We start from the raw sequence: 15182 nt of genomic DNA, 5'->3' as shown, positions 1-15182 counted from the left end.
CGCAAGCGGCGACAATGAGCCATTCGCTCACCCTCCCTTTGCTGCTTCAAGGGCGTCAGTGCTGGCGCAATGGTACTGACCCCAAACCACTCAACATAATAGCGTGCCACATAATACGCACCGAGCTAGTGACTCTGATGGGCTGCCAATCCACATCGCCAAGCCGCCGCAAGCAATTGAGATGCCTCGTAAACCCAGCCCGTTATACTTTTTATGGTTCATTACGAATCTCTCTTGAGCCGTTTGTTATGCCTTAGCTCATTGCCTGATCGAATGTAGGTAAATCAGAAAGACTGTCTAGCCAACTCACTTTTGACTCATCATAAATATTTGCGTCTGGTTTAAGTTGCTTCGAGGATTCGATATCTAGACTACCTAAGTGTAGGATGTTTAAACCTGAGTATTTGGGGTTTGAATTGAATATCGGTGTACCACATTTACCGCAAAAATGTTTACGCGCATTCTCTGTCACATCACAAGAAATCAAATCGCCTCTAACAAGTTCAAAATCGGTCTTCAATACAGCAACATAAGTTGAAAACGCTGCACCATTCATTTTTCGACATAATTTACAGTGGCAGTTTACGATACGCTTAAAGTCGCCAGTTACTCTGAACTGCACAGCTTTACAGTTACAACTTCCTAAAACCATAAAATCCCTCATCATCATCTCATTAAGAGGCATAACGCTTCCTATAAGGCGTTATGCCGTTTTTGTGCGTTGATATACGCCCACTTAATTTCTATAAGTCAATACAAATAAGTTGATTATTGACGTAATAATGTCACCAATACGGTCACTGAACTACATACTATAAGTGCTGTACCTAAGTTTTGAACCTCGGCAACGAGAGCCAGTCCGCCGCCAATCAATAGATAATATATCAATCCAAATAACGCCCCTGCACTGCCCGCCTGCTTTTTATAGTGAGCCAGTGCAACACTCAACACATTTGGGATAGCAATACCAAAGGACATCACCACTAACATCATTGGCACCAGAAACAAAATAGAACTCAGCATGTTATAAACTCCGACAGCGCCTAATGCTAATAACAGCGCAGCGAGCCTTAGTAGAGATCGTTGTGACACTTTCTTAGAAAGCAGCTCTTTGTTCAAATAGCTGCCCAGTAGCGTACCAAACCCTAACACAATACCACTGTAGCCAAATTGCTCCGCACTGAAATCTAACTCAGAAAAAACAAACGCGCCGAGCTGGTAATAGGAAAACAGAGCAGTGTTATAGAGCGCAACTAATAAACCCGATAGCCAAATTTGTGTATCTTTCAGCATACGAACACTTAAACGGCCTAGTTGTAGAGGCTGCTTGTTGGTTTGTGTTTCAGGAAGCTTAAAAAAGTTATAGAAAAATAACAGCATTGCCATCACGAACAATGATAAAAACACATAGTGATGTCCACCCATTGCAGTGAGTTGCCCGCCTAAGAGCATGCCTAACACAGGGCTCATTGAGAGCCCGATTCCCATAAGGCTAAATACCTTGCCCAACGCTTCGCCACTAAACGCATCACGCAGCATCGTTTGTGTAACCACGGAGCCGACAGCAATGCCAAAAGCGCTTAATGCTCGTGCAGCCATAATGAGGGTAAAGCTTTCAGTTTGCATGGCCACCAATACAGCACCGCTATATATAAATAACCCAGCCATCATGGTTGGGCGGCGGCCTAACTTGTCTGCCAATATCCCCCACACTAAAACACCCATTGCAAAAGATAAAAAATAGACGGATAGCGTTTGCGCTGCTTGAGAATAACTAACAGAGAATGATTGAGCAATAGAGCCCAAAGCTGGGCTATAGATGGTTTCAACAATTTGTGGAAACATCAGCATAACCACCATCAGCGATAAAGACGGTTTGGTCTTCATTTAAAGTTCTCATTGTGGATCAAATTGGCGCACAGTATAAATTGGACTATCATTTACCCATTAACAACAAAACACCCAAAAACATCAAATTTCGGACAAAATGACCTCGATTAATCAAGAAACTCAATTCGACCCTGATGGCGTAAACGCGAGCATTATTGGGATAGCTGCTGACGTTGGTATGCACGACTCAGGTATGCATCAACACAGGAAAGGACAATTACTTTTTGCGCCTCAAGGGTGTATGAGTTTTGCGTTAAACAACGCGATATGCATTTTGCCCCCGACAAAAGCGGTTTGGATTCCGCCATCGACGCAACACCGGGCGAAGATGACAAATACTGTTGCCTATCGTTCTTTATACTTCGATTGTTCAGATTTCAAATATCCAAACGACATCATCATTATTGAAGTGAATGCGCTATTAAAAGCACTCATTGATAAAATCGCGTTATGGTCATGGGACAAACCTGAACATGAAATGAAGAATACGATAGCTCTTTTTTGGGAAGAATTTTATGCGGCTAAGCGTCATTCTTTCCAAATACCATTGCCAGCAAATCGTCGATTTAAACAATTCCGTGAGCAACTGATGAACGACACTTTTTTAGTGCCAAGCCTGACATCTTTTGCGGATTCTATCGGTGCAAGCACGAAAACCGTCACTCGGCTATTCAAAACAGAAACAGGAATGTCTTACCAAGACTGGAAACAGCAATGGCGTTTATTAAAAGGTATTGAATTGTTGTCTAGAGACCTGCAAGTGAACGATGTTTCCCATTGGCTAGGTTTTTCTTCAGATAGCGCTTTTATCGCCTTTTTTAAAAAACAAACTGGGCAGACACCTTTAAGTTTTATGAAAAATCATTCCGTTCAGCATCAGTCATGTCATTCCATTGGTCATAATGGTTGTAACGTTTAGGCGCTGCAATCCTGCGTCATAGCCCTGAACAAACATGGCGCTAAATGAAGGTGGCCGTCTGGGTGACGGCCGATTAAATTTAGGGCTGATACCACCATTTTTCATCAATATTTTTAAAGCTATCGTTGGTGCCAGGGCTTTCAATATTTATTTTGACCCTGTTTTGCAAGTCGGCTTTGCCTAAGGCGTCTTTTGAAAACGGATGGGTTTTCAGAAGTTCAATCAAACTGCCATCAGAGAGCGCCGCTTCCATGCCTTGCTTGATCGCATCGGCCAGAGGTTGATTGTCTTTGTGGACATAAAAGAAACGGCCATAGGGGTAAACAATCGTGATGGATGAATCGACGATCAATGATGTGCTGCTGGCTCCGAACTTATCTAAGAACTGGTATACTTCCGTTGCCCCCAAAGGAAACAGGTCAAAGCGTTTTCCTTCGACCATTTTGATGAGCTTTTCTATTTTTGAAGCCGTCACCACTTTGAACCCTGCATTTTCCAAGATAGGGATATCGCCCCAACCTTGCCCCTGACCAACGCTCATTGTGGTGACATCATTAAGAGTTTTGACCTGCTGAAGTTTGGCCGCGGTATCTTTGTGGATGATAGGAATTCGCCAACCCAGTAATCCCATCTCCAGTGGAAGATATATGGGTAGGAAGCGTTGTTCCAGATCTTTTTGAAAGCCAGTATCAAAGACATCGGCACCACCGGATTCGACCATAATCCTTGCCCGATTCTGGTTCACACTCCTTTTATCAACGGTCACATTAAACTCACCGCTCGACTTCTCCAACGCGAGTTGCAGCACAGCAAGCCCGATAGACTCTTTGCCAATCCCGTCGATATTCGGGTACTTCACTTCTTGGCTTGCGACCTTCAAGCTGGTTAAGGCTAATAAGAGAAGCCAGCCCGTACGTAGGTATGATCCTGTCATGGTTTTATTCCTTTACTGTATTGAGTTGATGACTCCAATCAATAATATAGCGTTCAATCGAGGTCTTTTCCTGAAATAGATAGAGGTATCAAGTGTCTGTTGTTTCTTGGAGGTGTTGAGGAAGAGTGAGCGTGAAGCGTACCCCTTGCTGAATATTAGAATTAAACGCCAGCTCGCCCTGAAGCTTTTTTTTCACTAGGTTATACACCAGATTTAGGCCTAGCCCTGAACCGCCCATGCCTCGTATCGTAGTATAAAAGGGTTCAAATATTTTATTGTGCAATGCAGGCTCAACCCCTGAGCCATTGTCTGCATATTCAATGATGATACTGTGTTCGACTTTTCGATAAGATATGGAGATTTGGGGCAGTATATCACTGTGCTCAAAAGCATGCCGAAGGCTGTTTAAGATGAGGTTTGACATGGCTTGACTCAACACACCGGGAAAGCTATCCATCATCAGAGTGTCGTCCCCGGTGAGCGTCGGGGTAACGGGGATTTTTGAAGTCTCGATACTTAAAGAGATGAGCAACGACCGCAAAACTTGTTGGATATTGAATTCAACACGGTCCTCAGAGATCTGGTCGACGGCGGTGCGTTTAAAGTCTCTAACCAGAGTTGTGGCTCGGTCGAGATTGCTTTTGAGCATAGCCAACCCCTCGCCCATGGTTTTTGAGGCGGTGGTAAACTGCTCACTGGTGAGGGTTTGTTGATCAAATTTTTGATTGAGATTGGTCAGGTTGTCTTCCACTAAGGTGGTAGCCGTGACCGCAATACCTAAAGGCGTATTGACCTCGTGAGCAACCCCTGCAACCAACCCCCCTAAGGCACCGAGTTTTTCAGATTCGACCAGTCTTTCTTGGGTTGTTTTAAGTTCGGCGAGACTGGTTTGTAAATCCAGCGTTCGTTTGGTGATGGTATCCTCAAGAGATTGATTGAGCTTTTCCAATTTTACTTGTGCTCGCTTGAGTTCTGTCACGTTGATGGCAGTTCCCCTATATCCGAGAAACTGCTGCCCGCTGTAACGCGCAATGGCTTGGAAGACGAAAATACGCGTTTGGCCATGGATCTCTATTTTTTCTTCACATAAGGAAAAGCTTTGCTGTTTATTGAGTTTTTTCCTTAGCCCCTTGGCGTGTTTTAAACGTTCAATCTGGGCCAACTCAGGTTCTGTCTCTAGATCAATCTCCAGCGCCTGTTTCATTGGTCCAGAGCAAAAGCGTAATTTCCCCTCTGCATTGGTTTCCCACAACCAATCTGATGAAACATCGGTGAAATCCTGAAGCTTTTCTTGTTCGATTTTAATGCTTTGGTAAAGCTTGGTGAAGGTACGAGTGAGTTTGTTCACTTCTTCAGCAACCCAACTGAGTTCGTCTTTTTCTTCGATTGTCCAATGCTGTTGCTTGATGCGTAACGGCGTGTTGTGGTATCGAGGGTAATATTGTCGTAAATACCGAACAATGCTCATCACTCGTTGGTTGATGCTATGGTGAAACACCAAAAATAGCAGGCTGCACACAAGGGTGGTCCTGATCGCATTGAGACCCAAGCTGATAAAGAACTGTCTTATCAGATAGTCATAAATATCTTGAGAGCTTGATGTAACGACCAACTCACCCACTGTCTTACTTTCTTTGGTCGTATCATCCGTGTACACCAATGGGAAGCGGTTGGTAATGTTTGTCCCTTGAGGCTGCTCGCCCGATATAATGACATCACCATCAAACCAAACTTCTAGGTAATCAACCTTAGGTAAGGAGTTTAGCTCTTGGAGGCGCTTTTCAACCGAAGGCACATCATAAAACCATAGTGATGAGGCAATAAGGCTAGAATAAACTTGCCTGACTTCAGTATGACGTGTTCGGACGTCATCGAACTGGCGATTGTAATCCCAATAGAGTTGCAACACCGTCGTTGTTAAGGTGATTAGGCTGCTCATGATCACTAAAATTAAAAGAACGCGTCGACCTATTTTACTGACATAAGTCTTTCTCATATGTATTTCTCGTTCTGTTCCTATTATGAGTATAGGCCCTCACGACTCATTACCACGGTACTGTTTGCTACAATTATAGGCAGCCGTCTGCGTCATAGTGAAAGGTGTGATGATGAAAAGCTGTGTATTGGTGTTATGTATGTTGGTTTGTGAACCTCTATTTGCCCGAGAACTTCTCTACCCTAACATCGATGGGGTCGGAGAACAGTCACTTGGGTTTGCTGTGCTTCAACTGGTGATTGAGAAGTCTGGCACCGACATGACGGCTGTGGTTGACACCAGAGAGGTTAATCAGAACCGAATGAGGCAACTTGTTGAAAATAATGAGCTGGACTTATTTGATACTGGGTTTGATGAGACGTTGGAAGGTCGTTTCACGCCCATTTATCTGCCTATTGAGATGGGATTATTGGGATGGAGGCTTTTTATCATCCACAAAGATACCCAGAAAAAAATCAGTCAAGTAGAAAATTTAGCCGAGCTAACAAAGTTTGTGATGGGACAAGGTCAAGGCTGGGGTGACATTAGAATATTGCAAGCGGCAGGTTTAAAGGTGACTACGGCGCCCAGAATAGAAACCTTGATACAAATGATTGGTGGCAAACGGTTTGATCTGTTTCCGTTAGGCGCAAATGAGGTCTATCAGTTTTTGGAAACGTATCGTGGCAACCAACCCGATATTGTGGTTGACGACAGCATTGTGCTTATTTATCCCTATGGGCGTTTCTTTTATGTTCGGTTAGGGGATGATGAATTAGCCTTAATGTTGACTCGCGGACTAGAGCAATCGTTTGAGGATGGCAGCCTTCAGGCGCTTTTGGCCAGTCATCCTTTTTCGAAAGACGCGTTCTTAAAAGCCAACTTGAACCAACGGACACAAATAAGAATACCCAGCCCTATTCTGACCGAGAGCTTTAACGCTATCGATGACAAGTGGTGGTTTACCCCTTAATGGCTTAGTGTGAGTAGCAAGCAACAAGCCAACAATCTCGTGACTGTGGCTTGTTACGATTTTTCATACTCAGACGATTCTGCACCATTGGCAACTAAAAAACAGTGTCCAAACTGGGTCAGAAACGATGGGTAGAGAGAAGGCGATGAACAAGGTGCTTCCAATCATGTTATGTATTCTCATGCTTTATACGCGGAGTTGAAAGTTATCTTCAACTCGTGATGTACCGTTGTGATAGTAAGTTCGGTAGGCATCAATAAAATAGCGGCTGCCATCGGGCCTGATGATTTCGAATATTTCCCAACGTGAGGTGCCGCTGTCTGCCGGTTGGGCGATATAGCCCGCTGGGCAGCTGAAGGCTTTTGCCTCAAACACGGCCTCGGTGACTCGAAAAACATTGAAGTAGCGGCCACTGGGTTGGGTAACTCGCCCCCACTGCCCCTCTATTGTTGTGTAGTTGTCGTTATGATCCAACAGCCAATCCCAATCGCTGCCGTCTGGCAAACCACAGTAAACGTAGGTTGACGTGTTAGCGAAAGCTGATGAGGTGACGCACAATGCGATACAAGATATAAGTTGCTTCAATTTCATGTTATCAATTCGTTCCTTTTGTTAATTAATTTTTACAATTAGTGCGCATTATTAACATATCTTTGCGCGCCGAAAAAACAGACAACTCATGTGGGTATTGGTTTTTTGCACAAGAATTGTTGCTGGCTATCGAGTGATTCAATGGCCATTTTTGTTGCTTAGCAATAACTTGGATGTGGGCTGATTGTCCGATAAGGCTATGTTTGGGTTAATTATTTTCTTGAGGAAATAACTCAAAATCACCTAAGATTGGATTCTGCTCTGACCAGTCAATTTCTATGTTTTTATCACGAAAGTAGTCATTAGTAGGCCCTGAATAGGCCCAATGAATGACGGATATTCTCAGGTACAGGCTTGCTTGATTCTGGCTAATTTGGACGGTGTCGCATGACAGTGTCACTACTATGCTACACTAGCAGTATCTGTCAACGAACTTCTGGATCGCTTTAATGGCTGTATTGCTTGAAATTGTCACGGTCTTCGCGCAATTGGTCGTGCTCTTCATGGTGTTAGTTTTCGCATCCTATTAGGTCTGGTGTAACCGCCGCCTCCCTACTATTTTGTACAGTTCGCATAGTTTTGCTGATTGCATTGTGTCATTGGAATATAAGTCATTTCTTCGACTGGCTGCCCATTCACCAACTTATGGAGTGTTAGAATCGCTTGCTTACCCATCTCGTATGGATTCTGTCCCACGTTTGCGTGCGCCAAGTGTTCCCCTAAATAGACCAGTTGCTGATCCGCAGTATCGGCAATAATCAAGACAATATCCTTGTCCGATAATGCTTGTTTATGTGGCTCTATGAGTTCCCGGTATCCGTCCTTAAACTGGGTCCAGCCCCCGACAGCAACAACCGCATTAATGTTTCTTTTGTCATAAGATGAGAGGACATTGCGAAGGTCGGCCTGTGCTCGGTCAAACTGACCAAAATTGTATAAGGGTTTGCTAAACTCCCGCCAACCTTGATTACCTTTAATGGGATCTTTTAGAGTATTGAGATCATCGTTGCCAGACAGTGCGGAACGCACGCCCATGACTCTTTGATTAAGGTTAGGTGAGTCAGGTCGACCACTTTGAATGACGAAGACACCGCCTTGAGGACGTTGGGATTTTAATTGCTCTCCAAGTGCTTTACCGAGCTCAAAGTCGTTGGTCCCAATGTAGGCTTTTCTTAGCGAAGGGAATTCTTTTAACGATTCGTCGGAGAAATCGGCATCGTATGTCACGATGGGAATACCGGATGCGAGCGCTTTGATCATGCTATGTGTTACAAGAAACTCAGATTGTGTTACGGCAATGGCAATACCATCGACACCTTGATCGATCATATCAGAGATGATTTTATCTTGCTTACGAACATCCACGGACGTTGGGCCTCTAAAGAGGCACTCGACGTTATCTAACGTTTGTGCGGCATCATAGCAGCCATCACGGCTGGCGATGAAAAATGGATTGTTTTCTTCTTTTGGTATGACCGCGAAAATAAAAGGCTTAGAAAATGCGATGTTCGATACGAACAGGAACGGTACCAAAAGCAGTAATTTTCTCAGTGAACACATATCACAAGATCTCCTAGGGCTTGGCGCGACAAGCACTTATCTGACTTAAATTTAGCTTAAAAAATCATAAAAGATGAGGTTTATTGAGGTAATGGCATGGTTAATATCTCTTCAAATCATCAATGAATAATGTAAGTCAATGTAATATCGGTATTTGGTGTACCAGTCGGTTTGCTCACATTCTGAACTCATCACTTACTCATCAGCAGTAGTGATTTAGGGAATATTCAATCAGTGATAAGTGAGGATCAGCGGATTGTGTGTCTTTGGGCAAGTCCATTGAAGTAAAGGTATCGCTCGGGCTATCATGCCAGTGTGACTGAGAACATGAAGTGATCGGTAGCTGGTGTCGTGAGGAACAAAGAACACATTGTTACTGCTAAGCTCAAAAAGCAGTCTTTGTTGAACGGTGATATTAGTGACACTGTGACTATTGGAGTTAAGCACCACAGAAAGATAATGCATTTAATTTTATAAATTAAATGCATTAGCGATATCGACACTCTGAAGTGTCGCGAGCCTACCTGCCCTAAGAACCTCTCATTTAGCGTTACTGTTGCTCTAGCTTATCAATATTGTTTAAAGAGCAGGATTCAGTTCCTACTGGTGAAGTCACTAGTATTTTTTGGAAGCCGACGACAAGGTTGTGCTGGACAGTACCACTCTTATAAGTAATGATCTCTGCGCTGTTGATCCCCTTTGCTTTGACTTCTTTCTTACCGTCCGCGCTAACACAAACCATGGTACAGCCGCCCATTTTGCAACTTACCTGATTAATAAACTCGATGTTAGGGTTGTTAAACGCAAAACTTGGCAATGATATCCCAGTTAGAATCATACCGAAAAGACCGTTTCTCACGTGATCACCACTTCTTAAAATACAAACCCTAGTCTAACCAGAGTATACGTCGTCATCAAGGTGCCCCAGATCAACCCTTGGAACTAGTTGAGGTATTGGCTACCTTGCTTGGCGAATGTTTCATCCCTAACCTCTTCAATCGCTTGCCATATTTGGTTGGCGAGCTCCGGTGAAGAATCGAAAAACTGATGACTAAAAACAAGATAATACTCTTTGATTGTTACCGCGGGTTTAAGTTGCTCGACGCCACTAATACGCTCGTCTCTCATAAATTGGTTGGCCGTGGTATCCTGAACGGCTATGGCGGATAGCCGTTGCAGTGTAAGCATAGTAAATAACTGTTCTGTGGTTTTGACTTCATGGACCTTAAGCTGTTTGTTTTTTAACTCGTTTACAATGGAAAAACCCAAATGGGCACCTATCTTTTGGTCAAAATTGTCCAGTTTTACACCATCCCATTTCACCCCACTGTCTTTCAATGTGTAGAAATAGTAACCAATGTTTGCAATCCTTTGCTCCTTGACAAGGGCTCCATCTTTCATCGGGTATCGGGCGAGTTTTGCGCGGTTTGGGTTAAAGGAAAACACAAATCCTCCGTCAACATTACCAGAGGCAATTTCTTGCAATACCCGTTTACCTGGCAACCGGACATATTCCACGTCTATGCCAAGCATGCTCGACACCCGATTGATGACATCCAAAGCGAAGCCTGGGGGTGTCGCCACCTCTTTACCGGAACCCATTTGGAATGGGTAAGATTCAACATCTGAATAGGCAAGCTTCAACGTCTTTGCTGCCGGTGCGTGAAACGTTGCAAGAGTCACCAAAAGGCCAAACCCTATCCTAAATATGAGTGATCGCATTTCTTTGCCCAATTCTGATTTTTTCATACATAAGCATAGAGCGAAATCACATGAACTTCCTCGATTTTAGTGGTTATACAATGTTTTTAAATGAACGTAATGGAGAAAATAGAGATAGAAAACCGCTCTTAGATGAGCGGTAAAATGGAATTTACAAGCTGTTAGGTATTGGAGAACAGAATAAAATAAAAACAGAAACTTGTTGCCAAGAACAAGCCTACTCCAAGTAAAATAACAAGGTGATATGACATATTGATGACTTCAATACTGCATAAATTTGAAACTTATGTTTGGCTGATCAGTTGATATTTCAAGTGACCACCTTATTTACAATAATAACAATGTATTTTAAGGGTTTGGTATTGTTTTTCTGGAAAAATTCAAGAAAATCAACAAACAAAACGCTATGTTTTTATTGTGTGATATAAGCTTTCATTATATGAAATGTCTATTTTAACCATTACATATTGTGACTTATTTGATCACAAATAAAGGCTATGTATGTTGTTTGTTTAATAGATATAAATAATGATTTACTTTCTTATAAATAAGGTCATTACTATGAAAATTATTAATATATCACTGTTGCTCGCGGCGTTTTCACTTCCAGCGCAAGCGAACTTTGCGCCGACTAATGTTTACCTTGATGGAAAAGCCTATCCCCTGGTTGAGCTTGAATCAAACGTGGTCACAAAAAGCTCTGTCGAGATGGACCTCAACAAAGAAGAAAGTCAACGAATGAGTGACCAAGGCTTTGCTGAGCTTTCTCAATCTTTTAACTTTTTGTGTCGAATCAATTTGTCCAATACGTTTTATTTCACCAATTTGAAACCTGGTGATTCCACTAAGCTCTACTCATTTGATCAAACGTGTGCCTATAAACGAGCGTCTGGGGTATTGACGAACTTATCGAATGCTTGGCTTAGCCTACAGCTTGTTGATGGCAGTGGGTCTGTGATCGGTGGGCCGAGCAGCTCAGTGTATTCTAACCCCGGTAAAGGCAAATACCATTGGGTTGTGATCAACCGTTCGACGGGCAGCCGTGGTGACGGATACATCAAAACAACAGAGATTCATTAATCTTTGATTCGGTGAAGCGTACGGCCTCACCGACTTTTTCTTTCACATCAAATGTTAGTACTCCCCTTTTTCACCCTCAACAATGATTGTGGTAATAAATGCCGGTTGAAATGATCGTATTCGTGGTATCAACCGTAGGGAAGATATTGCCTACATAATAACCGAGGATAACGAAATGGAATTGCTTATTGAATCACTGGAAGGTGGAATTTATCTCGCGTACTCCGTCAACGGGGACAGTAAAACCTTGCTGAAGGATAATGCAGCAACACCTCTCAAATTCGCCTGCTTGACTCAAGCCAGAGATCACTTCAAAGATCATAAATTCGACTCAGCAATGCTAGTCCATTGCAGTGCTTACGACGAAATGTGTGGTGAGCAAATAGAAAATAACAATTCGTTGAAAACCGAGCTGCCATGGTTCTAGACCCTCAAAAAGAGCCTCACGCCCTCTCGGACTGTGAGGCTCGGCTGCGAATCTTGTGCCACATTAAAGTCTCTGAGGAAAAACTAAGCTTTCATTTTTAGCGAGTGCACAGTCCTGACTTTAGGATTAATGTAAATGATGTACACACATCGTTACAAAGTGAGGTTAAGATGAAAGTGTTTATCCAATATACTCAGACTGGAAAATATCGTGATCATGCTTGGGAAGCTTGTACTGTGAAATCAAAAGGTGACGTTCACGCGGTCACGCCCTCTTATGCGGCGCAGCTTATTCAGCAGAATAAGGCCCATCTTTACACTACCGGTGATTCCGAAATTGTCATCGAAACCTAAGCGCCTTCTGCCATTTGGCGCCCTCAACGAGACCAGTTTCTCAGAAGAGGGCTTTGTTAGCTGGCTCTCCTTATAATGCGATGACGCGTTCAAAGGAGAGAGGCTACTTTGTTGCTTTCTTTTTGCCTTTCGCGGTAAAGCCTTGATGCGGAAAGACGTTGCGAATACGCTGCTGGACTTGTTTAGGAATCTGCTTCGAGAACACCAATTTACCACCTGATCGATGGTGATAAACTTTGAGTTCTCCGTCGAAAGGATCTGCTCTGGCGATTTCAACGACATTTCTTCGAAAAATCGCTGGGAAATGGCCCTTTTCTTTCTTTATCTGGCCAGATTGAAATTTGACGCGCAGCAAAGGTCTGTCTACGGCAACCAGCCAAAAAATGCCGATAGCAGCAACTAAGATTACGTACCACATAGAAACTCCGTTATTAATCCAATAATTTCGTCAGATCTTCTTTGAGAGAACTGACCGCTTTACTTGCCTTTTCGCTGCGAGATGCTTCTGAAAGTAAATATTCGATGGCATCAGATAAGGTACAGCCCAACTCATTTGCACGGGTAGACAACTTTTCCCAAACCCGATAATCAAGGTCGATCGACTTTTTCTTCGTATGAAGTTGTTCGGCATTGAAGTGACGCTTGCGTTTTGCTCTGATGGACTGTTTGAGCTTGTTTTCAAGCTCTGGCGACATATGATTATCTATCCAGTCAAGCACTCTTACCGGTTCGTGCTCTAGCTGGCGTAACTCATTGATCACTAATTCAACTTCGCTCGTGTCTATGTAGCGCGTGATCGCTTCACCATTTTTCCATTTGCTGATAAGGTAATTCCACTTCCAACCACATTCCAAATTTTCAAGCTGTTGATATTTCATTGTAAGCAGTTTCCATTAAACTCTAGTTACAGCGTAACTCAGCATTATCCAGAAGTACAACATTTATCGTATACATTTTAGACTATCACATCATGTTAAATTGTCTGTGTCATAATCGGCTGTTTTTATATATAATTTCAGTCCTTTTTTAGAATATGAAATCCGTCGATGATACAAGAAACCTGGTGTGCAGTAACTCCCCAATACTCAATATATGACGACGTGATATCGAGATTTGATCAATTAGAAAACGTATCCTTTCTTCAGGTTCAACCTAGGCTAGAACTCGCATTGAGCACCTTTGCTAACACAGGGGGGCTATCCAGAGTTCTCATCGTTAACGCGCCTGATAATGCATTTTATCGGTCTAGTGTTAAGCAAGGCCTATCAGCGTTTACCTCAGAGACCATCGTGACCAGTGAGAGTCTCAATCTTCGTGAATTGCTTGGCACCTATGCGTGTAACAAATCCGGAGAAATTATTGCCAGTAAAAGTGGCTTAGTGGAACAAGCGAATAATGGTTTTTTGGTTATACCTGCTTGCCTGCTGTTAGCTAACCCAAGTGGTTGGCAAACGCTAAAATCGGTGTTTTGTGGGGAAGAAATGAGCCCGATTAACACCACGCCGCAACATATTCCTGCTGATGTGCCCGCATCGAGCTATAAGGTGAAGCTCGTCGTCGTCGGAGATAGAGAGCAAATAGCGGATCTGGAAGATTTTGATCGCGAACTTTATCATGGCTTTGCCAGTTATACGGAAATAGAGCATGAAATTATGCTCACCGAGCCAAACATTGACCGCTATTTGGGTTTCCTATCAACCTTGCTCAAACAGAATCAAATGCCCAGTCTTACTTTTGATGCTATTCACCGTTTGATGGTGGCCGGTGCGAGGCATACTGAAGATCAAAGATATATGCCGATAGAACCGCTGTGGTATCTTTCTATCTTTCATGAAGCGGCGCTTTATTCTAATGATGGCACTATTTCTGAGGCCGACTTGGAACAGGCGCTTGAAAACCGTTATGTACGCCAGTCTTATTTGCCTGAGCGTGCACTGTCCGATATTTTGGATGGCCAAGTGATCATTGAAACTCAGGGAGAGTGTGTTGGTCAGGTGAACGGGCTTACTGTTATTGATGTGTCAGGCCATCCCGTTGCCTATGGAGAGCCCGCTCGTATTTCCTGCGTGATTCATTTTGGTGATGGTGATATTTCTGATGTTGAGAGAAAAGCAGAACTTGGTGGTAATCTTCACGCTAAAGGCATGATGATCATGCAAGCTTTTGTTTCCAGTGCTTTGCTGTTGGATGCCCCTCTACCATATTCAGCATCGGTTGTTTTTGAGCAATCCTATTGTGAAGTGGATGGAGACAGCGCGACACTTGCGGAGTTGTGTTCATTTGTCAGTGCCCTCTCTGAATACCCGATCAATCAGCAGGTTGCTGTGACGGGAGCGGTCGATCAATTTGGCCGCGTGCAGGCAGTGGGTGGGCTTAACGAAAAAATTGAAGGCTTCTATCGAGTCTGTAAACACCAAGGCTTTACTGGAAAGCAAGGCGTGATTTTACCAAAGACAAATTTGAAACATCTCGCATTGCATAAGGATGTGGTTAAGAGTATTAAAAATGATGAATTTCATATTTGGTCAGTCTCTACAGTTGATGAAGCCATCCCAATTATTATGAATAAACCTTTCCGTGGCGAAGATGAATCCAGCGTGATCAGCAAAATTGCGGAACGAATAGAAAACTTTGAAAAACACGAACATCCGCTAAGTATTGCGGAACGTATCAAAAACTGGTTCATTTAGTGTAAAGATCAGTCCAATTTGTACTGATCGGACTTGTTTGGCGTACACGTGTTCACTAACATGCTGCT

General features: G+C 43.2%; 17 protein-coding genes. 6 read left to right on the top strand and 11 right to left on the bottom strand.

The features are described 5' to 3' along the window. Window positions 1-90: 90 nt before the first annotated feature. From HLM86_RS15255 to HLM86_RS15245, 3 genes are all read right to left on the bottom strand, one after another. Complete coding sequence (locus HLM86_RS15255; protein ID WP_170883615.1) at window positions 91-222, bottom strand: DUF3693 domain-containing protein; 132 nt, start codon at window positions 220-222, stop codon at window positions 91-93. Between the two features lie 31 nt (window positions 223-253). Continuing rightward, a complete protein-coding gene (locus HLM86_RS15250; protein WP_245798180.1) occupies window positions 254-685 on the bottom strand; it encodes a GFA family protein in 432 nt (143 codons plus the stop codon). Between the two features lie 83 nt (window positions 686-768). Next, complete coding sequence (locus tag HLM86_RS15245) at window positions 769-1887, bottom strand: multidrug effflux MFS transporter (RefSeq protein WP_170883614.1); 1119 nt, start codon at window positions 1885-1887, stop codon at window positions 769-771. Between the two features lie 100 nt (window positions 1888-1987). Here HLM86_RS15245 and HLM86_RS15240 point away from each other — a divergent pair, with 100 nt between their 5' ends. Further along, a complete protein-coding gene (locus HLM86_RS15240) occupies window positions 1988-2809 on the top strand; it encodes an AraC family transcriptional regulator (protein ID WP_170883613.1) in 822 nt (273 codons plus the stop codon). Between the two features lie 79 nt (window positions 2810-2888). On the opposite strand, the gene HLM86_RS15235 is transcribed toward HLM86_RS15240, so the two are convergent. Continuing rightward, a complete protein-coding gene (locus HLM86_RS15235; protein ID WP_076588000.1) occupies window positions 2889-3743 on the bottom strand; it encodes a transporter substrate-binding domain-containing protein in 855 nt (284 codons plus the stop codon). Window positions 3744-3831: 88 nt separating this feature from the next. Continuing rightward, window positions 3832-5739 carry a sensor histidine kinase gene (locus tag HLM86_RS15230; protein ID WP_170883612.1) on the bottom strand — a complete coding sequence of 636 codons (1908 nt, stop codon included), beginning with the start codon at window positions 5737-5739 and terminating at the stop codon, window positions 3832-3834. Between the two features lie 109 nt (window positions 5740-5848). On the opposite strand from HLM86_RS15230, the gene HLM86_RS15225 reads away from it, so the two are divergent. Further along, the gene (locus tag HLM86_RS15225) at window positions 5849-6691 is read left to right on the top strand and encodes a transporter substrate-binding domain-containing protein (RefSeq protein WP_143678172.1); all 843 of its coding nucleotides are present in this window, start codon (window positions 5849-5851) and stop codon (window positions 6689-6691) included. 186 nt (window positions 6692-6877) lie between these two features. On the opposite strand, the gene HLM86_RS15220 is transcribed toward HLM86_RS15225, so the two are convergent. From HLM86_RS15220 to HLM86_RS15205, 4 genes are all read right to left on the bottom strand, one after another. Next, window positions 6878-7282 (bottom strand): hypothetical protein, encoded by a 405-nt coding sequence (locus HLM86_RS15220; RefSeq protein ID WP_076588005.1) that lies wholly within the window; start codon window positions 7280-7282, stop codon window positions 6878-6880. 555 nt (window positions 7283-7837) lie between these two features. Beyond that, entirely contained in the window at window positions 7838-8842 is a 1005-nt protein-coding gene (locus HLM86_RS15215) for a substrate-binding domain-containing protein (protein WP_076588008.1), read from the bottom strand. 550 nt (window positions 8843-9392) lie between these two features. Beyond that, on the bottom strand, window positions 9393-9701 hold the full coding sequence (locus HLM86_RS15210; RefSeq protein ID WP_143678174.1) for a hypothetical protein: 309 nt from the start codon (window positions 9699-9701) through the stop codon (window positions 9393-9395). Window positions 9702-9784: 83 nt separating this feature from the next. Next, a complete protein-coding gene (locus HLM86_RS15205; protein WP_245798181.1) occupies window positions 9785-10591 on the bottom strand; it encodes a substrate-binding periplasmic protein in 807 nt (268 codons plus the stop codon). A gap of 534 nt (window positions 10592-11125) precedes the next feature. Between HLM86_RS15205 and HLM86_RS15200 the strand changes: the two genes are divergently transcribed. The 3 genes from HLM86_RS15200 (at window position 11126) to HLM86_RS15190 (ending at window position 12424) form a co-directional block, all read left to right on the top strand. Further along, window positions 11126-11644 (top strand): hypothetical protein, encoded by a 519-nt coding sequence (locus HLM86_RS15200; protein WP_076588012.1) that lies wholly within the window; start codon window positions 11126-11128, stop codon window positions 11642-11644. A 175-nt stretch (window positions 11645-11819) separates the two neighbouring features. Continuing rightward, entirely contained in the window at window positions 11820-12071 is a 252-nt protein-coding gene (locus HLM86_RS15195) for a DUF6482 family protein (protein ID WP_076588014.1), read from the top strand. A 170-nt stretch (window positions 12072-12241) separates the two neighbouring features. Then, window positions 12242-12424: a hypothetical protein gene (locus HLM86_RS15190; RefSeq protein ID WP_170883611.1), complete on the top strand. Its 183-nt coding sequence runs from the start codon at window positions 12242-12244 to the stop codon at window positions 12422-12424. A 103-nt stretch (window positions 12425-12527) separates the two neighbouring features. On the opposite strand, the gene HLM86_RS15185 is transcribed toward HLM86_RS15190, so the two are convergent. Together HLM86_RS15185 and matP are read right to left on the bottom strand one after the other, a co-directional pair. Next, window positions 12528-12842 carry a DUF3634 family protein gene (locus tag HLM86_RS15185; RefSeq protein ID WP_076588019.1) on the bottom strand — a complete coding sequence of 105 codons (315 nt, stop codon included), beginning with the start codon at window positions 12840-12842 and terminating at the stop codon, window positions 12528-12530. A gap of 13 nt (window positions 12843-12855) precedes the next feature. After that, window positions 12856-13302 (bottom strand): macrodomain Ter protein MatP, encoded by a 447-nt coding sequence (gene matP, locus HLM86_RS15180; RefSeq protein WP_076588022.1) that lies wholly within the window; start codon window positions 13300-13302, stop codon window positions 12856-12858. Window positions 13303-13470: 168 nt separating this feature from the next. On the opposite strand from matP, the gene HLM86_RS15175 reads away from it, so the two are divergent. Then, the gene (locus HLM86_RS15175; protein WP_170883610.1) at window positions 13471-15114 is read left to right on the top strand and encodes a S16 family serine protease; all 1644 of its coding nucleotides are present in this window, start codon (window positions 13471-13473) and stop codon (window positions 15112-15114) included. Window positions 15115-15182 lie beyond the last annotated feature (68 nt).

This window comes from Vibrio ostreicida (assembly GCF_013074385.2).
GTDB lineage: Bacteria > Pseudomonadota > Gammaproteobacteria > Enterobacterales > Vibrionaceae > Vibrio > Vibrio ostreicida.
Note: the sequence above shows the minus strand (reverse complement) of the source record. Positions and strands in the feature narration are given on the sequence as shown.